This is a genomic window from Catenuloplanes japonicus (assembly GCF_000717135.1).
Classification (GTDB): domain Bacteria; phylum Actinomycetota; class Actinomycetes; order Mycobacteriales; family Micromonosporaceae; genus Catenuloplanes; species Catenuloplanes japonicus.
The window spans coordinates 154140-178273 of record NZ_JNXY01000040.1 but is presented as its reverse complement, the minus strand read 5'-3'; the positions used below and the strand labels follow the sequence as shown (position 1 = coordinate 178273).

Annotated in this window: 20 protein-coding genes; 5 read left to right on the top strand and 15 right to left on the bottom strand. The window is 68.9% G+C overall.

The features are described from left to right. Positions 1–540 precede the first annotated feature (540 nt). From OP04_RS43155 to OP04_RS43140, 6 genes are all read right to left on the bottom strand, one after another. A complete protein-coding gene (locus OP04_RS43155) occupies positions 541–1404 on the bottom strand; it encodes a hypothetical protein (RefSeq protein WP_157241119.1) in 864 nt (287 codons plus the stop codon). Positions 1405–1693: 289 nt separating this feature from the next. Then, the gene (locus OP04_RS54135) at positions 1694–2179 is read right to left on the bottom strand and encodes a hypothetical protein (protein WP_157241117.1); all 486 of its coding nucleotides are present in this window, start codon (positions 2177–2179) and stop codon (positions 1694–1696) included. Positions 2180–2216: 37 nt separating this feature from the next. Then, positions 2217–3293: an RNA-dependent RNA polymerase family protein gene (locus OP04_RS54130; protein WP_198154185.1), complete on the bottom strand. Its 1077-nt coding sequence runs from the start codon at positions 3291–3293 to the stop codon at positions 2217–2219. Between the two features lie 946 nt (positions 3294–4239). Beyond that, positions 4240–5493 carry a hypothetical protein gene (locus tag OP04_RS43150; protein ID WP_157241113.1) on the bottom strand — a complete coding sequence of 418 codons (1254 nt, stop codon included), beginning with the start codon at positions 5491–5493 and terminating at the stop codon, positions 4240–4242. A gap of 101 nt (positions 5494–5594) precedes the next feature. Beyond that, positions 5595–6251 carry a hypothetical protein gene (locus OP04_RS43145; RefSeq protein WP_033345790.1) on the bottom strand — a complete coding sequence of 219 codons (657 nt, stop codon included), beginning with the start codon at positions 6249–6251 and terminating at the stop codon, positions 5595–5597. Positions 6252–6667: 416 nt separating this feature from the next. Next, positions 6668–8254: a ParB/RepB/Spo0J family partition protein gene (locus OP04_RS43140; protein WP_085067234.1), complete on the bottom strand. Its 1587-nt coding sequence runs from the start codon at positions 8252–8254 to the stop codon at positions 6668–6670. A gap of 303 nt (positions 8255–8557) precedes the next feature. Here OP04_RS43140 and OP04_RS43135 point away from each other — a divergent pair, with 303 nt between their 5' ends. The 5 genes from OP04_RS43135 to OP04_RS43120 all read left to right on the top strand — a co-directional run bounded on the left by OP04_RS43135 (position 8558) and on the right by OP04_RS43120 (position 11685). Next, a complete protein-coding gene (locus OP04_RS43135; RefSeq protein WP_051799951.1) occupies positions 8558–8986 on the top strand; it encodes a plasmid mobilization protein in 429 nt (142 codons plus the stop codon). Beyond that, positions 8983–10329 (top strand): relaxase/mobilization nuclease domain-containing protein, encoded by a 1347-nt coding sequence (locus OP04_RS50770; protein ID WP_051799950.1) that lies wholly within the window; start codon positions 8983–8985, stop codon positions 10327–10329. Before OP04_RS43135 ends, OP04_RS50770 begins: the two co-directional genes overlap by 4 nt. Before the next feature lie 25 nt (positions 10330–10354). Beyond that, complete coding sequence (locus tag OP04_RS43125) at positions 10355–10579, top strand: hypothetical protein (RefSeq protein WP_033345789.1); 225 nt, start codon at positions 10355–10357, stop codon at positions 10577–10579. A 276-nt stretch (positions 10580–10855) separates the two neighbouring features. After that, the gene (locus tag OP04_RS55080; protein WP_198154184.1) at positions 10856–11296 is read left to right on the top strand and encodes a hypothetical protein; all 441 of its coding nucleotides are present in this window, start codon (positions 10856–10858) and stop codon (positions 11294–11296) included. Further along, on the top strand, positions 11293–11685 hold the full coding sequence (locus OP04_RS43120) for a DUF4913 domain-containing protein (RefSeq protein ID WP_051799949.1): 393 nt from the start codon (positions 11293–11295) through the stop codon (positions 11683–11685). Before OP04_RS55080 ends, OP04_RS43120 begins: the two co-directional genes overlap by 4 nt. 304 nt (positions 11686–11989) lie before the next feature. Here OP04_RS43120 and OP04_RS43115 read toward each other — a convergent pair whose 3' ends face one another. The 9 genes from OP04_RS43115 to OP04_RS43075 form a co-directional block, all read right to left on the bottom strand. Further along, positions 11990–13186, bottom strand: coding sequence for a tyrosine-type recombinase/integrase (locus OP04_RS43115; RefSeq protein ID WP_085067233.1), 1197 nt, complete (start codon positions 13184–13186; stop codon positions 11990–11992). 146 nt (positions 13187–13332) lie between these two features. Then, complete coding sequence (locus OP04_RS54125; protein ID WP_051799947.1) at positions 13333–14814, bottom strand: Fic family protein; 1482 nt, start codon at positions 14812–14814, stop codon at positions 13333–13335. A gap of 72 nt (positions 14815–14886) precedes the next feature. Then, the gene (locus OP04_RS43105; protein ID WP_033345788.1) at positions 14887–16731 is read right to left on the bottom strand and encodes a toprim domain-containing protein; all 1845 of its coding nucleotides are present in this window, start codon (positions 16729–16731) and stop codon (positions 14887–14889) included. Continuing rightward, positions 16731–18524: a type IV secretory system conjugative DNA transfer family protein gene (locus tag OP04_RS43100; protein ID WP_051799946.1), complete on the bottom strand. Its 1794-nt coding sequence runs from the start codon at positions 18522–18524 to the stop codon at positions 16731–16733. The genes OP04_RS43105 and OP04_RS43100 overlap by 1 nt, the downstream gene beginning before the upstream one ends. Positions 18525–18571: 47 nt before the next feature. Then, positions 18572–19960, bottom strand: coding sequence for a hypothetical protein (locus OP04_RS43095; protein ID WP_033345832.1), 1389 nt, complete (start codon positions 19958–19960; stop codon positions 18572–18574). After that, complete coding sequence (locus OP04_RS43090; protein ID WP_033345831.1) at positions 19957–21435, bottom strand: SCO6880 family protein; 1479 nt, start codon at positions 21433–21435, stop codon at positions 19957–19959. Before OP04_RS43090 ends, OP04_RS43095 begins: the two co-directional genes overlap by 4 nt. A gap of 3 nt (positions 21436–21438) precedes the next feature. Next, positions 21439–22719 carry a hypothetical protein gene (locus tag OP04_RS54120; protein WP_157241111.1) on the bottom strand — a complete coding sequence of 427 codons (1281 nt, stop codon included), beginning with the start codon at positions 22717–22719 and terminating at the stop codon, positions 21439–21441. Positions 22720–22730: 11 nt separating this feature from the next. Then, on the bottom strand, positions 22731–23495 hold the full coding sequence (locus OP04_RS43080) for a hypothetical protein (protein WP_051799945.1): 765 nt from the start codon (positions 23493–23495) through the stop codon (positions 22731–22733). Positions 23496–23501: 6 nt separating this feature from the next. After that, the gene (locus OP04_RS43075) at positions 23502–23801 is read right to left on the bottom strand and encodes a hypothetical protein (protein ID WP_033345786.1); all 300 of its coding nucleotides are present in this window, start codon (positions 23799–23801) and stop codon (positions 23502–23504) included. Positions 23802–24134: the final 333 nt, after the last annotated feature.

Genomic DNA, 24134 nt, shown 5'->3' with positions numbered 1-24134 from the left:
CCCGATACCGCCGCCGACGCCTCGAACAGGCACGGGCCTGCCACTACCGCAAACGACTCGAACCGGGATGAGTAACGATGCCGGGTTGCAGTACTAACCGGCTCAACACGCGGGGTGTCCACCGCGCCACCGCAGACAGCAATGGCTATCTTCGTGAGTTCGGCACCAGCGGGATCTCGCCGCTGTCGATGCGCGCGAGTTCGGCACCGCCCACACCTGCGGCTGGCACCACTTCCGCTCGGCCATGACCCGGGAGGCGGGACGCGCTTTGGCAGCAGAAGAGCAAGATCTGCCGAGTTGGGTGAGCTGGGAGTGGCCGCCAGCCGGGTTCCTGGCCAAAGTTCCCGATATTCGCATCTCACGCTTCGAAGATCCGCAACCAGTGCAGGCCGGTATCGCGACCAGGTCGAAGCCGTTGATGTTCCCGGCCAGGCCGGCCGCGCTGATCAGGGCTTCGCCGGCGAGGTTCCTCGGCAACATCTACGCATGCAAAGGCACCGTCCCGCGAGGAGCTGGCGGCCGATCAGGCCGGCGAGCTGCTCACCTGGCGGTGATTTCGCGGGTGGGTGTCTTGAGCGGGCGCGCTGCGGCGGGTTCAGCCAGCGCCGCGGCCACGGCTTGGGAGATCTTGCCACTGAACCCCGATGAGGTGAACAGCTCCTGCAAAGCGGGGCGGAAAGTGTCCTCGACGGAGTCGGTCACCTTGCGGTCCCTCATGGCCGCGGCGGCGTACCCGTCGAACGGACAATGCGGATTCTGCCTGGTCGGCACCCGCTCGGGCAAGGGTGCCGTGGAACTCAGGCGACGCCAGTAGGCGTGCCCCTGGGTATCGCTGATCGACGGTGAAATCCCCATCCGCCAGTCGAATCGGTGCCGGACCCACCGCCGGCGACGATGGGTCGCTGCGAATTGAGAGGTGTGGGCGAGTCCGTACGCACGGCGCAGCACGGTAACGATCTCGTCCAAGGACAGCTCGAAGCCGGGTTGACTGTCCGGGAGCGGGGTGGCCTGCAGTACCCATTGGAGCATTACCAGGCCGCTAGGGAAGATCCGCAAAGTATGCGCGTCGCCCCACGAACTGTTTTCGGTGAGAGCGCCTTGCACCAGACGCACCTCGAGATTGCCGGAGTAATCGGTGTGGAAGGGCGCGTCCTCGAAGAAGACTGCGGCCAATTCGTTGGCCGCGTCGACGAATGCGGGCGGATCCAGGGGCTCGGGCGAGTGGTTAGGTGCGACGGCGACGTTCAACCAAAACCGGGCACCGCCGTTGCCGTACAGGTTTCCGGTTCCCGCGATGGGTTGGTGGTCAGCAACCAGCGCGGCTTCGGCTCGCTGCGTCAGCTGCGGCAGGAAGCGGGCAGCGCCGGCAAGGGCCTTACGCAGAGCGGTGTCCAGCACAGTCATCGTCCGGCGTCTTCGGTCTCGGGATACGGCGCGCGGGATGAACCTTCCCCGTGCACCCGGAGCTTGACCGTACACCTGACATGCACGAATCCCGCCTTCGCCGCGGCGACTGGTCACCCAACGTGTCGACGCCCGGGGCAATGGAAGTTGGGAACAGCATGGAAATCGCCTTACCGCCACCGCCGGCGTCACCGCATTACCGAGCTCAACTCAGGACCCCCATTTCGTTACTGTGCGCTACGTGCGCCAGTTGGGTCGCGCGCGTTATCTGCGGCAGATGAGTGCGCGGTTATAACAGCTGGTTTACTACCTGCCGACCAATGCCAATGGCATGATTACCCGTGTGCTCGCCTAATCGAAAACTTGTTCCGTTGACCCTTACGTCCAGTTCTGACTCGAGCATCTGGCGAAGGTTGAGGAAATCTACATATTTTTGTGTTTGGCGAGGAGTGAAGGTGTCACCGTTGTGTGCAATCGCGTTGCGAAGCTCAATCAGCGCTGACAATTTCGAACTTACATCACTGCTAAGGGTTTTCGAGAACCCCCTGGCCAGCCATTGCAGTCGGCTATGCCACGATGCCTTCATTTCTGACCTCTGGTCCCTTATCATGGCACGTTCGAGTGGGGAATCGGTCTGATTCTCGCGCGCCCGTAGAAGGTCATCAAGAAAATCATTACAGGCCGTTTCCAGCGTCGTGCAGACACTCGCAACAATCCATTCTCTCGAAACCTGGCCTTGATGGAGTGAGCGGCGAATAGTCAGCAGGCGCCGCATAGCATCTTCCTGCCGCACGGAGAACCGAGTAAGTGGATCAGGCATGCGACTCGGCCCATTCTACTGCGGCCTCGTTTAGCGGCTGACGATTCCGAATCGCGGCAGCTACTTGATTGAGAGCATCACCCTTGCGGCCTTTGGCCTTCTTGGCAGCTAGGGCAGCGGCCGCACTTACGCCTGCGATAGTGAGGCGACTGGAACGCAGGTGCAAAGACTGCAGTTGAGCGGATGTCAGAGAGTGAAATTTTGCCATATACCAGGCTGATTGCGCTCGGACCAACTCAGCACTGTCATTCAAGCCAGCTTCCGCCAGCAAACGACCACCAGGCAGGTCGTCGAACCTGTTCATGGCCGCGAGACGAGAGGCCAGCTCCAGCAACCACAGAATATTCCACGATGTACGGGGAACCTGATCCAGAAGCATGACGGTTGCCTCCTTCACCAGATCGTCATCGTCTGCCGATGCATCCGCAAGGCGAATGATTGCCCCAACTACATATTCGAGGTGAGGCGGGTAGGCGAAAACAAGATCGGCCAAAAGCTTAGATGTGACCCTGTCCGACGAATTTAGGATGCGAATATCCCGGGCTGAAGGCGGGTCAATGATCCTATTCTTTTTACGCGCCGCCTGCCATTCTTTATGCCAGACAAGAAGAGCGTCGACGGGCTCATCATCCTCTTCTTCATCTGCGTTTTCTAGCTCACTATCGGGCTCCGGCGAGCTGCTCGATCGAGTTCTTGCTTTTGGCCCGACGGCTACGATGCGGGTTTTGTTGGCAGATAAGATAAGTCCGACAGCTCTTACCTCTTTGTCCAAGAGCGCCAGAACGGCCAACGCTTCAGCCCACGTCGTCACTACGATCTTGTAGTCATCTGCAGTGCGCACCCAGCGGAGGTTGGCGCGATCGAGAGCTCTGTCAACGATGCTGAGATAAAGGTCGGCTAGGTGGTCACTAGCCTCAAGCATCTGCGGAATGCCCCGACCTAGCGTAGCAAGTTCCTGGAGCACTTTCGCAAGGCTCTCCACCAATTCATAGTCGTCAGTTCGAAGGAAAAGCTCATCGACCAGGGTTTGCGGCACAATGTATTCATAACATGCAGCAATGTCCGACATGACCACATATCCAGGACTCGACTCGTCCGTTCCGAATTCTCGAAATTCCTCTCTTACGCTATCCTGTCGAGACGACGGCTCCAAGGCGGAATGCCCAAGGGTTACAAGTCCGGCATAGGCGATCCTCGTCGCCAAGTCCATATAGGCGACCGGCCTGTCTCCACTAAATCCGCGAGGCATAGACAATATTTCAAACTGTGGCGAATAGCCACGCCGAAGGTTGGCAACCACATGATTAAGAATGGCGACTGGGTTCCCGATTACGCATTCGTCCGACACTAAATCTGGCAAATGCTCCAATCTAATTGCTGCAGTGTTGGCCGCCAGCGCTGGCGAAACGCCTCGGTCCAGCAATTCTGGCGTCCATCGAATCACGGCTCCCCCAAGCGGATGTAGGACTCTAATGCGTCCCGTCAGCTTACAGGAAGATATCCCTACTCGCGTGCGCGTGAAATCCTCAATCCGGACGCAAGGCGCACCCCCTCTCAGTAGGATGCGATGCACTCACATCGGCAGATCCGTGTACCTGCGCCCCGGTGGATTCATGATCGCTTGCGCGGAGGGTGAACGGATACGGGAGTCGCCACAGCACCAGCGGTATGTCAAGGCCCGAAAGTGGCGGCGGTTCTCACCAGCACCACGGTCCGAGCCGGCAAGCACGACACCGAAACTCGCGAACATCGGGTACTCGAAGCTCGCGAACGAAACAGCATGCTTTGGCGATGGCAAGACTACGACGCGATCCACGTGCTCGCCGGCCAGCTCGGCGTCAACCGCAGCTCGTGCCGGGGCCGTCTTGACAGCGTTTCGAGTCACCAGATCGGTCTGCCATGCTCTTCTGCCTCTCCCTAAACGCGACCGTCCGCGCCAGATCCGTCATCCCCGAGGCCCATCGCGTCGCCTCGTAGCAAAGGCCGGCTCCCGGGTCGGAGCACCGGAGGCACGATCAGCGACGACGGTGCGGCTTACTCCCGGCCTGTGCGCGGGGTGCTTCCGCGGCAAGCCGACGCAGCACTTTCCGCCCGTAGTCATTTGTCCCGAATTCGCGATCGAGCGCCGCGCCGGACAGCTTCTCACCCGCCGCGAGCCGTTTGCGAGCGAAAGCCTCCATCAGCGTCCCGACCGCGACCGGGCTCTTCCTCCCGGGCGATTCGGCCGGGCCCTCCGATCCGGGTGCTTCCTGCGCGGCAGTGGGCCAATTCCAGGCGAGCGCCAACTGCTCGGCCTGGTGCTGCGGCCTGAGGGCTTCGACGTTAGCGGGCGGCTCCGGAGGCGCGTTGGTTTCTGGTGGGGTGAGCGCGGCGCTGTCCGTGGTCTCCGGAATGTTCGCGCCCTTGAGGATGGCCTTTCGCGCGTCGCGTACCGTCTTGAAGGCTTCGACGGCCGCGAAAGCGGCTTGCCATGTGGACTGTGTGGTCGTATGCCCGTCGCGTAGGGCGATCAGCCAGGCCAGGTGCGTCATGCCCCTGAAGTGGATCCACCGCGCCGCGCCGAAGCGAGGCCGTGCCGCCGTCAGCCGGCCCTCCGCGCGCATCGCCTCGCGATGCTTGAAGATCGACCACAACTCCCAGAGCACCACGCCGCTCATCGACATCAGGCCGTACGAGACCGCCTCGCCCGTCGGCGCGAACCCCGGGCCGGCGGCATGCCAGTAGTTCATCACCGCCGCGCCGGCCGCGAACGCCCACGTCGCCGCCCGGAACAGCACCCCACCGTCACCTGCAGCCCGCGACAGCCAGTCGAGGCGGGCCACGTAGGCGGTCGACAGCTCGAAGCCGGCCGCGAACACCACGGCGCCTGCGAGCGACCAGCCCATCACCTGCGTCGCGAACTGGATCTGCCCCGCCCACGCCACCGCCATCGGGAACAGGATCGGCAGCACGAACAACGCGCGTTCCGCCGCCCGCGGCATCCGCGCCCACACCGTTCGGCGCCGGACCCGCCGCCTCTCGGCGCGCTCTCGGCGCTCCTCCTCGCGGATCTGACGTTCATGTCGTGCCGCGGCACGCTGCTCCCGTTGCAGCTCCATCTCCAGCCGGGCCGTCTTCGCACGGCGCTCCAACTCCGCGTCCGCGTCCAAACGCCGCTGTTCGGCACGAACGATTCGACCGGATGTCCGAGCGCTGAGAGGGCGGGAACCGTTGCGTCCGGCGGGCGAATCGGGCTGCTCCGGCTCCGGGGCTTGCGCGGTGGCGTCCATAGACCTTCTCCGAGCTAGGCGCGCGGCTCATGGCGGAGGTCATCGTTCGCGACGGCGGTTAGCAGCTCGGTTGCGTCAACCGGCGAAGTTGCCCGAGCGCGTCAGATGTCGGTGGTGCCGTCGTCCTGCTGGGCTCGCTTCTGCTTCAGCCGGAGAACCGTCTGCAGGGACACGGGCCGGCCGAGCCGCTGGCTGAGCGCGGCCGCGATGTCGCGGTTCTTCAACGCGGCAGGGCCGGCTTCGCCGAGCACAGATTCGAGGTCGGCGACGGTGGGTGCCCGGCCCGGGGTGCGGCCGCCGGTGCGGGGCTGGTCGGGGAACGTCCATCCGATCGCCCGGCCGCGTTTCCACCGGTAGGTGTGGCCGCGTCGAGCGGCCGTTATCTCGTCCGGGTAGGGCAGGTAGCCGTCGCGGTGTTCCTGCCAGTCGTTGAGGGAGCGTTTGACGTAACCGTGGATCGTGGCCGGCGAGACACCACGCAACGCGGCGAACTCGGCCACCCCGATGAGCTCCTCGGGGTCATCGTCCATCGGTGGAGCCGCGACGGCGCTGGCCTTGGCGGCGCGGTATACGTCGAGGTCGGCGATGGCGAACCAGTCGCGCCGGTCGTCACGGTCGGGCAGCGGAGCGGGAAAGCCGGTCGACGCGCGCTGTGCCGGCGAGGAGAAAATCCGTACCGTGCTGAGCGCGAGACCCAGATACTCCGCGGCGCCGGCGCGGTCGACGGCTTGTTGTCCGTTGACGGTTCTGATCTCCACCGTTGTCCCGGCCCGCTGGTCGCTGCGGCGGCCGGGGACACACGCCGCCGAAGCGGCGCCGGCAAGCCCCCGGCCGCCTTCCAGAATTCCGCCGTGAGCAGCGCCCACCGCAGGAGAAGCCACCTTAGCGCGTCCAGGCGCGCGCCTGGCGACGCCGCTTCACACCGAGCCCGCGCACGCACGCGGGCCAGCGCGAGTCGCGCCGGGAGAGAAGAGCGCATCGAAGCGAGGTTGAGGTGCAGGTCCAGTCCGCGGCGCAGGCGCGGTTCGCGGTGGCGAGAGTCAAGATCGACATCGAAGAGGAAGCCCTTCCGCTGCAGGGGTTGATCGCCCAGCCGCCGGATCGATGGTGGCCGGGCCAGCCACAAAGAACCCGGTGGTGGTCCGGCCTTCGGGCCGGACCACCACCTTCTCGATCAGCCCTCGGAGCCGGTGCCCTGCTCCGCCGGATCCGGAGTCTCGCCGCAGGCGCGCTGCTCGATCGCCGCCAGCTCGTACTTGCACTCCTGAAGGAAACTCAGGTAGCGGACCGTACCGGCGTTGGGATCGCGCCAGGAACTCTTTTCCCTCAGCGGGTACTCGTACGCGGCCAGCACCAGCCCGAGCGCGAGCATCTGCGCGCGGGCCTCGCTGACCCTGCCGACCAGGTCGGTGAAGGCGTTGGACTGCCGGTGCCAGGACGGGCGCGGGCCGTCCACCTGGACCAGCTCGTAGGCGAGGTCATAACCGCGCTCCAGCACCAGACCCGGCTGGGCGAGGCTCGCTGCCAGGAACGCCACCGCGCCCTTCGGCGCGGTCCTGCGCGCGAGGAACCCGGTCAGCCACTCGCGGCGTACGGTCGTCGCGCTGGTCCAGTCCTTGTTCGCCTGGATCACGTCGCGGCGCTCGGCGCGCTTGGCCTCCCGCTCGGCGTCGGTCTCCGCCACCTTATCGGCCTGGCTGGCCGTCTCGAGCGCGCGATAGCGGTCCCCGTGGCCGCGCGCGACGTAGTCGGTGCACACGAACTGCGGGGCCAGGCCACGCACCCGCTTGGTCCGGGGACCCTGATCCTCGGAGTCTTCCGCGTGTCCGTCTTCGTCGGTGATGTCGACGTCGTACCAGCTGTAACCGACGAAAGCAGCGTGACCAGGGCACTCACGGTGCGACTCCTCGGTCAGCGCTTCCCCTTCGGTGTCGACCAGCCGATACAGCTCCCGGACCTGCGGGTCCGCGCGCGGCGGCTCGGCGACGATCCTCAGCCCGGCCGCGTGCAGCTCGGCCGCTTTCGCCGCCCGTGCCGCCGCTTCCGCGCGGTCGTCGCGCAGCCGCTGCGCGAGATGGTCGAAGCCCTGGCCTTCCTTCGCCGCCACGATGAGCTGGGTGCAGGCGTCCTTGTCGCCGTCGAACTCGGCGACGACGGCCGCCTGCCGCAGGTCGAGAAACTCGTACCGCTTGGCCGCGCCCGTGGCCAGCTTGCTCTTGGCCACAGCGAGCGCGGTGGCCACCTCCGCCTTCCTGGTGCCGGTGCGCTTGGCGATCTGTGAGGCGCTGAGGCCGAACATGGACATCTGCTCGAAGGCCGCAACCCGGTCGACGGTACTCAGCGCCGCCCGGCGGTCGTTCTCGGTCACCTGATCACCGAGCCGATCCACCTCGGCCTCCGGCCTGTCGACCACCATGACCGGCACCGTCTCCCTGCCGACCTGCACCGCCGCCACGGTACGGCGCTGGCCGAACAACACCACCAGGCGCTGCTCGTCATCGCGGTACGCGGTCACCGCCTGCAACACACCACGCTCCCGGACGCTGTCCACGAACTCCTTGTCCAGACGCGGATCGAGCCGGGCATTCGCCCCGACTATCAGCTCACGCGGATCGACACGGACGAAGTCTTCCCTGCTGACGATGGTGCTTGATGCGCTGCTCACGTCTCCTCCAATGCGGACGGAATTCTGGATTGCGAGGTGGGGTTGCCGTCCCGCGCTCGCATATATAATGGTACCCTTTTGTGCCTGACTGGGCAAGGTTATCTATGTTTCCGAATGTGCTTTGAGCAGCGGAAACACGCCGCCTCGACGGCCTATCGCATACGACTTACGCCTCTGCCGATCCGTAAGAGCGGAAATCGCCCGGACAGATCCCGGCGACGACCGCTCCATGATCAAAAGCAAAAAACCGGACGGCCCGAGTGCGGGAGCAAGCTATACGTCCGGCTGCCGGATCTCGACCGGGCGCGGTCGGCGGCAACCATCGATCAAACCGTCATCGGTGGGCGCCGGTCGTGCTCGCTAACGCCGCCCGCAACCGGTGCAGTCGAGCCTGCTGACATGCCTGACGCCACCCCGCGACCCGATGCCGACGACCGCGGCCGTGATCGCCGGCATCAGAGGCCGGGCCGGGAGCACCGGCTCACCCCGCGCTTCAGCGCCGACGAGCTGGCGGCGATCGAGCTCGCCGCCGCACAGGCCGGAATGACCACCACCGGGTTCTGCGCCGAAGCGGCCGTCGCGGCGGCGCGTCGAGTGGAGGCGGCGGCCCTCGACCCGCTGCGAGAGATCCTGGCCGACTTCCAGACCGAGCTGTTCGCGGTGCGGGTGGCGGTGGGCCGGATCGGGACGAATCTGAATCAGGCGGTGGCCGCGTTCAACGCGACGGGCCAGGCGCCGGAGTGGCTGGTCACTGCGGCGCTGTTGTGTGAGCGTCGGATGGAGCGCATCGACGCGGTGATCGCGTTGGTCGACCGCCGGCTGCGGTGATCCCGAACATCGTCCGCGGTCAGCGTGTCGGTGGGCTGCTGCGCTACCTCTACGGGCCCGGCCGCCGAGAGGAACACGTTGATCCGCATCTGGTCGCGGCCTGGGACGGGGCCGGACTGCTCTCCGCTCTCGAACCCGCCGCCGGGCATGACGGGCGGCGGGACTTCCGGGCGCTGACGGACGTGCTGGAGCAACCGGTTCGCAGCGGTCGACGTCCGCCGGAGAAGCCGGTCTGGCACTGCTCGCTGCGCACGCACCCGACTGATCGGCAGCTCTCCGACACGCAGTGGGGACGGATCGCCAGCGAGGTGATGGCGCAGATCGGGCTCGCGCCGCACGGGGATCCGGGCGCGGTGCGGTGGGTCGCGGTCCGGCACGGCGCCGACCACATTCACATCGTGGCCACGCTGGTGCGGCAGGACCGCCGGACCGCATGGGCCCGTAACGACCGCTGGCGCGCACAGGCCGCCTGCCGGGATCTGGAGGAGCGCTACGGCCTGTACCGGGTCGGCGCGGATGCGTCCGCCCGCCGACACCCGACTGCTGCGGAACTCCATAAGGCGCGCCGGCTTCACAGCACCGCGACCGACCGTGACGTGCTGCGCTGCGAGGCTCGTCTCGCCGCCGCAGCCGCGGACTCCACCGGCGAATACTTCGCGCTCCTGCGCGACGCCGGCCTGTTCGTCCGCCCGAGGGAGAGCAGCGCCCGGCCCGGTGAGGTCACCGGATACAGCATCGCGATCAACAGGCCCCGACCCATCTGGTACGGCGGAGGGCGGCTCGCGACCGACCTCACCCTTCCCCGGCTGCGTGCCCGCTGGCACGGCACACCGCCACCCCAGCCGGCCCAGGTCGACACGCGAGGGCTCGTTACGCATGTCGGCCGCATGGTCGCGTCCGCGGGGATCGCTGATGCCTGGGTCTGTGACCTGCTGTTCGTTGCCGCCCGGCAGGTGCCGGGACGCGCACACCGGCGGATCCTGCTTCGCGCCGCCGACGCGCTCGACCGGGCTGTCCGGCCGCGGTGGAGTCCTCCGGCCCGTACCCACGCGGATCTTCGGGGTTTGGTGCGGCTGCTGTATCTGAGCGGGCGGCTCGGTGACGACCGCAACGCCACGGCCGTGGTGGAACTGCTGCTCGCGATCGCCCGGTTCGCCGAGGCCGTCGCGGACCTTCGGGTTGCCGGCCGTCAGCTGCAACGGGCCCGGGATGCCCGGGAAGCGGGCCGGCTTCTGCGGGCCGCTGCGCACGGCCAATGGCCTGGCGGAGCGCGGCCGCTAACCCCTGGTCGCGACCGTCGCCACGAGCCGGCGGCCTCGGAACCGCCGGGACGCAGCACCTGACCCACGGCAGTACGGGGAGGCACCGGTGGACGGGATCGGGCAGGACCAGCACCCGGACTACCTCGCGGACATCGGGCAGCGGCTCGGCCAGGGCCTCGCTGTTCTCGCCACGCTCGGTGAAGCCGCCGCGCGGCTCGCCGCGGTCGAGATCCGACGCAGGCAGTGGCGCGAAGCCCAGGACGAAAGGCGCCAAGCCCGCCGCGACCAGCAGCACGGCCGGTCCGATGTCAGCCCGCCGAGCCCGACCTGACCGGACGATGAGGCACGCCGTGCCGCGCGGCGTGACCGGCGCATCATCGGCAAGGCCCTCGACGACACCTGGCTCGACCGGGCCGATCTGCTCGACCTCGCCACCGTCTGGCGGACCGCACGGCTGCGGGAGACCCAGTTCCCGGAGGCGCGCGGTGCAGCGGAGCAGGTCGAGGAACGGCTCCGCGGCATGTACCCCGGACCCATGCGACAGTACGACGACGCGCTCCACGCCGGCACGCCACGGCCACAGGCGATGCGGGCCGCTGTCGAGGAGATGGCCAAGATTCCGGTCATGCGCGCGCACGGCGGACGCCGATCCGCCGCGATCCGTCCCGGCACCGGCGTGACGATCAGCCCGGACGATCTCGCGGGCGCGATCCGGGACGAGCGGGCCCGGCTTGGGGCCGGGCTGTCCGACGGGGCTTACATCAGAGATCTTCAGCGGCACGGGCTGGCAGGACGTGCGGCGGCCGAACATCTGCAGCAGATGCTGGACGCATATCGGGCCACCGCCCGGCCACAAGCCGACAGCCACGGAACGCCTCCGGTGGAGACGGCGAGTTCGTACGAACGCGGGCCGCGGGACACCGCGTTCCAGTGGTATCCCGACGGTCCGGCTGGCTCCGGGGTGCTACCAGGGCACGTCGCAGGACTTCGACCCGCGAACACGTCGGCTGCGGCACCCTTTCGCGCGCAGGCGGGACGAGTCCGATGACTGAACCAGCACGCGCGCTGAGCGAGACGGAACCGGGTACACCGCTCTACGGTGACGTGGAGAGCTGGGTCGACGGCTACTTCGCCCCGATGTTCCTGCACCGCGTCACCGGCAGCACCCGCACCCGCTGGTGCACACGATGGTGGGACCACGCCGAAGCCATCGCCCGCCTCACACTGCTCTGGAACACCTGGGAAGCCGCCCGCTGGGAACCGGCCGCCAAACCAGGATGGTGGCTCGACCTCGACCACCACCTCCCCATCCTCCTCAGCGCCGACGGCCCTTTCCGCAACTGCCGCCAACCCGACGACCACCGCCCCGCCAAACACGAACCAGCACAACAGCCACCCACCGACGCCGCCCCCGACGACTGGTGGTGGAACGCCTAACGAACCACGGCTGCCTTTACCGGCGGTTCCTGGTCGCCAAGCAGGCGGGGCGAAGTGTCGCTGAGTGACGATCGGAACGCGTCTTCAGAACACGGCCTCCGGCTTGAGCCAGTCGACTCAACTGCCGAAATGATCGTGTCCGATCACGTCGATCTGAATGCTAATTCGATCCTGAATGAGACGCCCGAGGGTTTCGGAATGCCTCAGGTCGATTCGGACGAGTGCAGTCGTACGGCGTGAACCATTCCTGCATATTTGCGTAGCTCGGCTACGGTCCTCACCATCGGGGAGTTAGGTCGCGGGCTCAGGATCCCAGAAATGGCGTCGGTGTTCCGAGATCATTAACGCCAGAATCGCCGATCAGGACTTCCAGAGCGTTGCTGACGTCAGGGGCAGTCGCGGGTTTCTGGATGTAGAACTTTTTGGTGATGCTCTCATCGCTGTGCCCGAGTTGGGCGGCGGCTTCGGCGACCAGGCCCTGGCCGCTCAGCACTGTGGCGACGGTCTTGCGGAATACGTGAGGGCTCACCCACTTCAGGTCGGTCTGTCGTTGTAGCGCGCAGCGTAGCGAGCGACGCATGTTGTCCGGCTGTACGAAAGTGCCGTTCCGGCTTGCGAAGAGGGGGTCGTCCCGGCGATGAGGTTCCTCGGCCCGGCGGCGGTAGAGCATGGTCAGTGCGAAGGCCGGGAGGTGGATCGTGCGCTGCCCGGCGACGGTCTTGGGAAAGTCTTGACGTTCCCAGCCGGTGCCTCTGAGGAAGACCATGGTGCCGGCAACGGTCAGAGTCCCGGCATGCAGATCGATGTCCTGCCAGCGCAGGGCGCAGGCTTCCCCGATGCGGCAGCCGGTGGCCAGGAGCAGGTCGAACAGATCGGTGCAGGCGCGGCTCTTCCTGGGGCCGACGGCTTTGGTGGTCCGCCACAGGTGCAGGGCGTGGCGAACTCTTTCGATCTCCTCGAAGGTCATGGCTTGGACGATCCTGCGTGGTCGTGGCAGTCGGCCGACGTCACGGACCGGGTTGGCGGGCAGCGCGCCGTGGCGGACGGCCAGGCTGAACATCTGCAAGAGGGTGGTCTTGCAGCGCTGCGCCCCGGATGGATGAGTTCTGGTGAGAGCCTTGAGGTAGCGGTCGAGCGCACCAACGGTGGCTTCACGGATGGTCATATCCCCGATGACGGGCAGGATCAAGTAGTGCAGATTGTCGACGTAGTGGTCAACGGTCTGCCGCTTGACGCGGTTCTCGATGACGATCTCGTCGATCCAGGCGTTGGCGAGCTGTTCAATAGTCATGTCTGCAGTGACATCCCCACCGGCGTCGCGTAGGGCTGCTCGCAGATGGTCGAAATGTTCATGCGCGCCGCGCAGCGCGTTGCACAATACCCTGCGGGCGCCTTTGAGGAGGCGTCGCTGCTCATCAGAGAAACCATGGGCACGGCTGGCGAGGATAGCGCTGGCTTTGAGCAGATGTATGTGAGCCGGGCTTAGATTCACAAGTGTCATTCAGAAAGCCAACCATCCGGGGCCAACGCAAACACCGGAACAGGCATGTAGCCGCCTGCCTGGAGGTTGAGTGACTAGAATCTCGAGCTCACATGCACGGGTCTGCCGCGTACCGAGCCCGGGACTCTACCTTCATTTCCAGTCCACTATGTGTCGAGGGCTCGGGGATCGGCCGCGCTGTCGTTCGTGCTGGTGTGGGTCGGTCGATGCCGGCGGGTCTGGGTGATGAGCATGGCGATGAGTCTCGCCAGGCCTGCGGCGTCGTGAGGGTTGGTGGCTGGCCAGCGGGTCATCAGGAGTGGTGCGGCGCGGTCGAGGATGATGTCCTCGCGGGCGAGGACGAAGTAGAGCGCGAGTGCCGCTGATCGTGCGTTGCCGTCGGTGAACGGGTGGAAGTGCAGGACGTCGAGGTACACCCGGGCGGCTCGTGACGGCAGAGGCACGGCCGGGGCGATCGCCTCGGCGAGGCATGCCTCGAACAGGTGGGGAAGCTCGTCGCGGTAGGCGTACCGTTCCCGGCCGGCCAGCGCCCAGGCGGACGAGGTCCGGAACGGTGCGGCGCTCACGGCGAGGACGGTGCGCTGCCACGCCTCCAGCCGTGCGAACGTGAGCGGACCGCCTTCGGTCACGTCCGCGCGGACGAGATCGAGCGCGGCAAGGATGCGGCGGCCTGAGGGGTACCTCTGCTTCGAGAGGAGTTCGGCGATGCCGTCGCGTGCGGTGCGCGCCGGCCCCGCGACGTGTGCGGTGGCGTGCTCCCACGGGGTCGTCTGCCGGACCTGCCGCCAGGTGGTGAGGGCATCGGGACGGATCGGCGGCCAGATGCGCGGGTTCCGGTGGGCGGTGGGGAGTTCGCTGGTGCGCCGGCTCGGCCAGTCCTGCGGCCAGGTGTCCGGCCAGGCATCGTCCCGGGCCGGCGTCTGGCCGGTCAGCGCCGCCGCCAGTGACTCCGCGGCATCGCCGACCTCGACGCCCAGGGGTGAGACGTAGCTCCAGAAACGCCCGCCGATCGCGGTGTCGACGAGGGCTTCGTAGTCCTCGCCCGGCACCTCGGCGACGGTGAGGAACCACTTCAACGCCACGGTGCAGACGAGATTCCAGTGCTCGTCCGTACCGGAGCGTGCCGCGACGGTCGCGACCAGGGACGCGATCGTGGCCTCCCAGGCGGCGAATGCCGCACGGGGTTCGGCGGGCAGCGGTAGGTGCCGCGCGTAGATCTCGACCAGGTCTTCCAGGAACGTCCGCCAGTCCCGCAGCGCACCGGCGACGGCGTCGAGTGTCTCCTCCGGCGTGGTGATCGAGTCTTGGGCGCCGCTCCACCGCAGGACCAGCGCGCCGTCGGGCGTGCGGCCGGCCATCTCGGCGGTCCAACCGCACGCCCAGCCGCCGTAGTGCGCGACCAGGGCAACGGTCATGGCCCGCTGCCAGTCCCAGCGCGCATCATGCTCCGCGCGGTCAAAGCGCCGGCGCGGGTGATACCGATAGGGTGCCGGCACGCCGCCCTCCGGAGCCACGGCGCGTACCACGTCGGACACCGCGCCCGGGTCGAACGGATGCCGGCGGGGGTCGACGTCCGCCCACTTCAGGATGCCGACCCATGGGTGCGGATCGTCAGGCTCGGCTGTCATCGCGGGCCATCGTGCCACGCCGATCCCGCCAGGGCATCCCGTTTAGAGTCCATCAAGGCGCGATCAGATCACTCATTGCCGGGCCGGTGGTACTGCCCGCGCCGCATCGGTTGAGGGGCTCAGTTCGTGTCTGCGTGGAGCAGCCGGATGCGGTGCTTTCGAGGGTCCAGTGGCCGAGAGCCTGCTGGTGGTGTCGAGGTTTCCTTGTGCGGCGATCTGTGGGGTGGTCGTCCTGAGCCGGACGACGGCTATGTTCGCCAGTGGCTCGGATCGTTGTATGTCCTCGACCGCGCGATCAGGCCGGGTACCGTCCACCAGCTCGCGGACTGCCGTTGCTGGCATGTGGGCCGTGCGCTGGCCTGCGAGGACGACTTGGGTGCATGCCCGGTTGATGTAGTTGAGGTTGATCATGCCGTTGCGGACCGTGGCTGCCGGCGCCACGGTCGGATGGCCCGTGAGCGTGGCGAACCACCTGGCGGCGGCGCCGTAAGCGGTGATATTCCCAGCCCAGGCGACGGCGAGCCGCCTGGTCGAGGCTTCTGGGGAGTGCGTGAGGACCACGATGGTGGCGTCGCCTTGAGCGGTGCCAGGACGGGAGAATCGGGCGTTGACGGCGGTACGGGCCAGGTCGATCGCGTTGCGGGCCCCGATCGTGGGCGCGGTGCGGGCGGCGATCTCGGCGGCGAGGTGTGCCGCGATTCGATCGGCGTGGGTGTCCGAGAGACCTTCCGTGAGCACCCAGGCGGTGATGCCGGTCTCCGGGTCGTGGTGGACTCGAACGGCGGCCACGTTTTCCGGTGGGCAGTGGTAGGCGTACTCGACTCCGGCCGGCCGTGCGTCGGCCAGCCGCGGTTGGCCGACCGCGAACCTTTCGCGCTGGCGTGCGGTCGGCTGGGGTGGTGGTTCCTCCGGGTCGGGGTAGACGGCTTCGAGCACGGTGAGCGGGTCGAGGTGGAGCCGGTCCGCAAGACCGGCGCAGAGCGCGCTGGCGTGCGCGGTATCGCGTGCTGCGATGTCGGCGATGAGTGGTGCGACGTGGCGTAGCGCGCCGATCTGTCCCGGTACCTCGTCGAGCCGATGACGTGCGAGGCGCTGCTCGATCAGGAGGTCGGCGAGCGGTTGCCGCTGGTTTTCGAGGTAGTGCGTGGCAGCGTCGCGTCCGCGTGCGACCAGGTCCGCGGGGTCCGTCGCAGCAGGGAGCGCGACGGCTTCGAGCGGGCCGGGCCAGTCCCAGAGGAGTGCGTAGGCGCGTTCGGTGGCGGTGCGTCCGGCGTAGTCGGCGTCGAGTGCCAGGACCAGTGAGGTGCCGGCCGGGACCGCGTGGCGGAGCGCGGTGACCTGCTGGGCGGTGAGCGCGGTGCCGCAGGGCGCGACGGCTGCGCAAGGCCCGGTGCTGGTCCCGAGCCGGGCCAGGGCGACGACGTCAGTAGGCCCTTCGACGAGCAGCACGGCAGTCGGCGGCATGGTCCGGCTGGTGAGTTCGGCGAGGCCGTGCAGGTGGTCGCGCTTGTGATAGATCGCGGTGGTGGCGGTGTTGCGATATTTGGGTGCGCCAGGCCAATCGGAGACGTCACGACCGGTGAAGCCGATGACCGCCCCGTCCGGGACGCGGCGGATCGGGAACATGACGCGCTCCCGGAAAACATCGATGATCCCGCCGGTACGGGAGGTCGTGACGAGGCCGGCAGCGAGAAGTTCCGCGTCGGTGAAGCCGAGTTCGCGGAGGTGGTCGCGGAGTGTGGTCCAGCCACCGGGCGCGAACCCGATTGTCCACGGCGGCTGGTGGGCGGTGGCTGCGATGATGCCGCGGCCGTTCAGGTAGCGCAGGGCCGGGACCGCCGTCGGCAGCTGCCTGCGGTAGAAATCCGCGGCGTGCGCGTGTGCGGCGATGAGACGGTCGGTCTCGGGCGTGCTCATCAGGGCCCTCCTGGATCGCGGGGCGCGGGTAGATACCGGTCGGCTTCGGCGATCACGGCCTGCAGCCGTTCACGGTCCGCGGCATCGGAGATGGCGGCAACCGCTGCCGCGGTGTCCTCTGTGAGCGTGACGGCGTGCGCGCCGCGGAACCAGGGCTGCAGTGCGACGAGCGCGGCCCGGCTGCCAGTGGCGAAGAGGATCGCGGTCCCGCGCGCGATAGCGCGGATGTCCTCCGGACCGAGAATCCGCTGCCGGCGGACCGACACCTGCCGGGACACGTAGCCGGTCGCGTCGCGGGTGAGGGAGAGCGTGGCGACGTCGTGTTCACCGATGAGGGTGGAGATGTCGGAGGCGAAACGCGGGTCGTCGGCGCCGGCACCGACAAGTTTGATCGTGGCGGCGCCCCACAGGATGCCCATGCCGCGTTCTCCCCAGACCGTGGTTCCCTGCTGGTAGGTCTGCAGGATGGTGACGAGGTTGATGCCGCGTCCGCCGAAGTGGGAGTACAGCTGCGGAAGGTCCGCGAGCGGGCAGATGTTCGCCGCTTCGTCGAGCATGCACAGCATCGGCGGATCAAGCCGCCCACCAAGAGCTTCGGCGCGGCGGACGGCGTAGCGCATGATCTGGTCGGTGAGCGCGGCCACGAGCGGCCCGGACGAGCCGGCACCATCCTTGGACAGCAGGTAGATCGTGTCGGTGGAGACCGGGAACGCATCCGGGTCGAACCGCGGCAGCGGCTCGTCAGACGCGGTCACCCAGGCCATAACACGCGGGTCCTGCAGGCATCGGGCGGCGGTGCGGGCGGTCTCGTAGATCCCGTCTCGGGTTTCGGCGGCGCCGTTCTGCCGGCCGCGGAGCGCGCGGGCGGTCTGCGGATAGCCGAGGTCGAAGAGCCGCCCGACCGGTTCGTCGTCGGTGGCGTCGGCCAGCCAGGTCTGCACGCCGTTCATCCCAGCGCCGGAGGTGGCGGCCGCGAGGAAGAGGCTGGCGAGGAGGTCTTCGGCGGCGAGGAGCCAGAAGTCCTCGCCGCGGTCACGGCGCATCGGCTGGACGAAGTGTGAGGCCATCCGGGCCGCGTCCTCCACCGTGGCGACCGCGGCGAGCGGATCCCACCACCAGCTCTGACCGGTACGGGTTATGGCCTGCGGGTCGAACAACCACACCCTGCCGGCCTGGGCGCGGCGGCGGTGTGTGGTGGCCCACACGTCCGCGCGGTTGGACGTGGCCAGGACCGCGCCAGGAGCATCGACGATCTGGGGTACGGCGATCGCGGTGGTCTTCATCGCCCGCGGCCCCATGACGGCGAGGATCCCGTCCTCCCACGACGCCCGCAGCAACGGCCCGTCTCCGCCGGGAAGCTGAAGAACACCGAGCGGCAGGCCGATGTCCGCTGGCTGCAACGGCTTCCCGGCCAGCCCGGGGCGTAGGTCCTTGGCGCGCGCCGCCGCGCCGGCCGGAGCCAGCCCGGCCACCTCCCTGGTGTGGGCGAGCGACGGCAGCGGGTCGTCGGCGCGCCCTCGCCGGGCCTGCCACCACACCCAGCCGCCCGTCAACGGCACCAGCAGCACGGCCACGAGCGCGGCGAAGACGCCGGCGACGACGGCCCGGTTGATGCCCGGGTACGCGGTCTCCCACTGGCTGTGCAGCACGGCGACGATGAAGCCCTGCCCGAACGCCGGTCCTGCCGGCCGCCCGCTCACCCACGCGGTCAGTCGGCCGGCCGCCCACGCCAGCCAGACCAGCACGATGCCGGTCCAGCACGCGCCGAGGAGGACGAACGGGGTCAGTGGCACGGTCCCCGCGCTCGACCGTGGGGTGACCGGGCGAGGCCCGAAGCTGCTCACAGGCGTACCGCCGCATCGGTGTCGTAGAGGCCCGGTTCGTCGCCGACGAGCCGCATCCCGACCGGCAGGCCCGGACCCTCACCGGTCTTGATCAAATACTTGCCGCGCCCCGGGTGCGCGCGGCCGGGCACCAGCGCCTCGGGCGCAGCCCACGAGGAAACCAAAGTCCGTTCCGCCGCGGACAGCCGCACCACCGCGCTGATCCGGTCGAGTTCCCGGCCCGGGAGCGCGGCGAGGATCTTGATGGCGGCGCGCTCGAAGAAGCCGCCGGCTTTCGCGCGGTCTTCGGCGGTGGGAAGGGCGGCGAGGTCGTCGAGGCTGTGGGTGATCATGAGGGTGCCCATGCCGAGCGGCCTCGACAGGCGGGTGAGCGCGTCGGCGCGGTCGACGAGTCCTGGGGCGCCGCGCAGGGCCCGCCACAGCTCGTCCATCACGCCGAGGTACTGCCGGCGGGGCGCGAGGCCGTGGGCGGCGAGCGCGGTGGCCGCGTCGACGACGCCGAACGCGTACGCCCAGGTGCAGAGCATCGCGATCGCGACGAGCTGGTCGCCGGCGGCGGTGGTCTGGGAGATGTCGACGCTGACCGCGGGGGCGTCGAGGTCGATCGGGGTGCTGGTCGGCCCGTCCAGGACGCCGCGCAACGATCCGTCACACAGCAGGGTCAGCGTCGCCACTAGGCCGGCGGCCTGCTGGTCGTGATTGGCGGCGAAACGGACCTGATCCGGGCCTTCGCGCAGGACGGTGAGGACGTCCGGGACGGTGGGCTGCCGGTCCAGGCGGGTGTCGAGCAGGTCGATGCTCCGGCCGAGCAGGACCTCTTCGGTGTTGGTGATCCGGGTGCCGCGGACGAGGGTGGCGAGGGCGAGCAGGAGCGCGAGCCGGCGGCCGCGGACTTCCAGCCGCAGCCGGTCCGCTTCTCGCGGCGGCAACCGGCCGACAGCGACGCCGAGCGGCCCGGCGTCGAGCGGGTTGATCCGGTCCAGGCCGCGCCCGACCCGGATCACCTGCCCGCCGAGGTGCTGCACCAGGCGGGTGTAGTCGGGCCGGGTGTCGCCGAGGATCAGGACCCGGGTGCCGAACCCGGCCATGCCGGTGATCAGGCGTTTGGCGAGGGCGCTCTTGCCGGCGCCGGGCTGGCCGAGCAGGAACATGCCGGGGTTCGTCACCAGCCCGGCTCGCAGCCATTCGAGGGGGTCGAGGCAGCAGGTCTCCCCGGACAGCAGGTGCCGGCCGATCGGGACCCCGAGCATCGGCGCCCCGGACCCGGCCACGAACGGATACAGCCCGGCCAGCTGGACCGTCGTTCCTTGGAACTCGGTGCCGGCATCCACATGCGACGCGCGGCCGGCGCCAGGTGCCCGCCAGCCCCAGCGCGGGGCGGTCATCGCGGCCACTCCGCCGCGAGCTGTGGCGGGCAGATGCCGCACGGCAGCGTGACCGCGAACCCGGCCGCTTGGCCGGCCCACGCCCGGCGCAGCCGGACCCGTGAGGCTTCCGCCCGCGTCTCCACCTCCGCGACCGCCGCCGGCAGCTGGTCTCGGTCGGTGACGGTGATGGTGGCGAACAGCGACATCAGGCCGACGCCGGCGCCGGCGGCTTCTTCCCGGGCGGTCCGTAGCGCCCGCGCGCGGTCGGCGCGTTCCCGGGCGTTCTCGTCCCGGCGGGACACCGTCCGCATCGCGTCCCGGAACACCGCCGCATTGACCTCCTGCTCCACCAGGTGCGCGGCCTCCCCGGCCGGGACCGGCCGATAGATCAAGGCCACTCGCAGCGGGTACGGGCCGGGAGCCAGCAGCCGGGCGAGGACTTCCGCGTGGACCTCGGTGCGGGGTGCCTCGTGCCAGGCCCACGACACCGACCAGCCGCCGTCGTGCCGGTAGCAGCCGTACTCCTCCTCGGCCGCGACCGGCCCGGCCGTACCCCAGTCAAGATTTTGATCTTCTTCGGTATCGGTCAGGATGTCGTCGAGCGGGACCGCCGGGTTGTAGGCGGCGCGGACGGTGGTGGCGAGCCGGGGCGCGTCGGCGCGGCCCAGGACGGTCAGCCCGCACGCGCCGAGCGCATCCTCCAGGCCGGACAGCAGCCGGTCGGCATCGGCCAGCGCGTCCGCGGTGGTGCGCGGACGCGGCCGGGAACGGGACGGGTCGAGGGTGACGGACACGTGCGTTTCTACCGCCGCGTCGTTACCGGCCACGTCATCGACGAGGTGCTGCAGCAGCCGGCGCGCGGACGCGGGCGCCCCGGGGGCGGTCCGCCCGGTGATGTAGCCGGCCAGGCGCCGGCCCGAGGTGGGGCCGGTCCGCACGGTCACCGCTATCCACCGGATCGCCGGCTGATAACCCAGGCCGGACAGCCAGCCGCCCCAGTTCGCCACCCACGCCTGCGCCTGCGCGGTCTCGGCCAACCAGGTCGAGGACGCGGCGACCCGCAGCGTCGCCGTCAACCGCCCCGACCGGCCGTCCCGCACCACCCCGAACGCCCCGCCCCGCGCGCTCGGCACGTCGAGCAGGTCGGTGTCGGCGAGCACGCCGGGCAGCTGCCAGGCGTGCGGGTGGGCGGCCCACAGCCCGGAGCGGTAGACGGTGTAGCCGCGGGTCACGCCCCACGACCAGCGCAGCCGGCGGACCAGACCGGCGCCGAGTGGCACACCGTCCCAGCGCAGCACCGTCAGCGCCGCCAGCAGTACGGCCGGGCCTGCCAGGACCGCCAGCAGCAGTGGGCTGCCCACCGCGCCCGCAGCGGCGGTCATGGTCATCACGGCCACCACCACGACCGTCTGCGCGAGGCCGAGACCGAGCAAACCCATGCCGCGGCTGCGTCGCCAACCGCCGTAGACGCGGCGCTCCTCCTCAGCCGGCATCACTCACCGCTCTTCGGCCGGTGCGGCGGCATCAGCGGCCTGGGACGCGTTCTTCGCGATGCGGGCCGCTGTCTCGGCAGCTACCGTTGTCCCGATCACCACCGGCGCCGCGGGTCCCGCGGCAGCTCCCGTTCCGGTGGCCGTCCCGGCTGTGGTTCCCGCTGCCTGTCCCGTCCCGGCGCCGGTTCCCGATCCTGTCCCGGTGGCAGCTCCCGATGGTGACCCGCCGGGTCCCGGCCCGCCGGTGAACGACGGCGGACGCGGACCGCCCGTCCCGCCGTCCGGTCCCGCACCGGGCCCTGGCCCGCCCGGTGGCGGGGAGTCGTAGCGCGCCCGATCGTTGCGGACGCCAGCCGCGTCCCGTAGTGATGCCGTCGCGTGCAGACCGGCCGCGCCGGCCGAGAGCGCGCTGAAGAAACCTCCGCCGCCGGACTGCAGGCTCCCGGTCGTCCAGGTGAACAGCCGCAGCAGCGCCGGCAACGCGACCAGCGCCACGATCATCAACGCCACGCCCATCAACAGCACCCGCGGGTCGTCGGTGGTGCTGTCGCCCTGCAACCAGATCGCCGACGCGTACACCATCGCTGCAGCCGGCTTGTAGAAGATCAACGCGAGTTGCCAGGCCAGGACCTTGCGCAGCCAGCCGCTCGTCGCGCCGGTGAAACTCCCCGCCGCGGCGAGCGGCATCGCCGGTGCCAGCAGCAGCACCGACACGTCCCGGAACGGCATCAGCAGCGCCTGCACCAGCGCACACACCATCGCGGCCCCGGCCACCACGATGACCAGCAGCGACGGCAGGCCGGCGGTCCCGGAGGCGGGCACCACCAGCACCGACAACCGGCGGGCGAACTCCCCATCGGCCACGCTGCCCAGCGCCGACGTGATCACGTAGGTGGCGAACCGATCGGCGCCGTACAGCAGCAGGTTCGTGCCGAACAGCCCGATCGCGGACCACAACGCCGTGTTCCACAGGCCGCGCAGCAGGTTGACCAGCGGGGCCGGCTTCCGTGACAGGATCAGCAACAGGCTGTTCCACAACACCCCGCCGACTGCGACCGCCGCGGTCAACGGCATCAGCAACGCACGCAGATTCGCCACCGCCTCGATCGGCGCGTCCCCGGGGCTGTCCGCGCCCTCAGGGAAGAGCTTCAGCGACGGCACGAACACCCACCAGCTCGCCGACAGATTGATCACGAACTGCTCGGCCGTCACCATCAGCCGCGCCAGCTCCCCGAACACGGTGTCGGAGGAGGCCAGCAACAAGCACGCGGTATCCCACGGCACGCACACCGCCCTCACCGCTCCACCGGCAACCACACGAACCCGGCCGTGTCGGCCGCGATCCGCGTGTCGTCACCCCACAGCCCACCGGCCGGGGCCACCACCTGCCAGTCAGAGCCCGACCAGCGGGTACGGACCGTCAGTTCAATCAGGACCGGCTGCCACATGCCTGGGCCCTCGATCAGTAACCGGACCTGCGCCTCGTGACCGGACAGCCGTACCTGGTAGCCGCGGGCGACCGCATACAGGCGGCCCGCCGGTTCTCCGTACGGCACGCCGAGCCGGATCCGCGCCTGCTCGTACTCCTCCGCCAGATTCCGACCCAACGCCTCGGCGTCCTCGCCGACCACCTGGTCCCGCAGCGTGGCCTCGAACACCGTCGGCCCCACCTGCGGCGACAACCGCAACGTCACATGCGCCGCCGCAAGGACCGCCCCGAGCTCCGAAAAGGCGAAGCCGCGTGCCAGACCCGCCGAGGTGTCCCGCGGACCCGCCGACCGGGACACCGGCAGGCGTGCACCCGCCACCGACACCCAGCTCAGATCGCCGTCGCCGGTCGACTCCGTCCCGCTCGCCGAGGGAACGGCAGCCGACTTCGCGATTCCGGGAACCGACACCACCATCCCGGACGGCGCAGGCTCCGGCCCGGCACCGTCCCGCTGCCCGTGCAACTCGATCAACCCGGCCACCGCCGCCACGATCGTCACCACGATCGCCGTGCCCGAAGTCGCTACCACCGCCGTACGGCGGCGCGCCTGTGTCCCGATCTCGTCCCGCATGGCCGGCTACCTGACCACCACGCCGACCACGGTCGCTCCGACCGCAGCCAACGTCAGCCCGCCCAGCACCCACGGGATCCCCGCCGCGCCATCCACCGCGGTCGCGGACCGGTTCCGCCGGCCCAGGATCATCATCCCGCCGCAGATGAACATGCCCAGCACACCCGCGACGACCAGGACCCACTTGCCCCACGCCAGGAACGTCTCCGCCACCGGCTCCAACCCCGGGATCGGCACCGGCGTCGGATCCGGCACCAACGGCGTCGGAGCCGCCTCCACCACGGCCACAACCCAATCGACCAACATCAGCCACCTCCACGCTCCACCACCCGGCACACACGCACAGGCGGGATGGCGGAAACCTCCAGCGATGGAGTTGGCGGCTTCGTAGACACTCCCGACCAGACCCAGGTCAGCCGGGTCGACGCTCACCTCGACTGTCTGCGGGCAGGCAGCCGCACGACGTCCGGCACGACGTCGAGCGCGCAGGCTCAACGTGAAGCGTTGGCGCAGTCCACGCTCGCGTGGATTTCCATCATGTGCACACGACAGGTGGCTCCGGGTGGATGAGTACCGCCCGATCCGGGGCGGTGCGGCAGACTTCCCGGCATGCTGGCCGCAGACGCGCACCTGTGCATC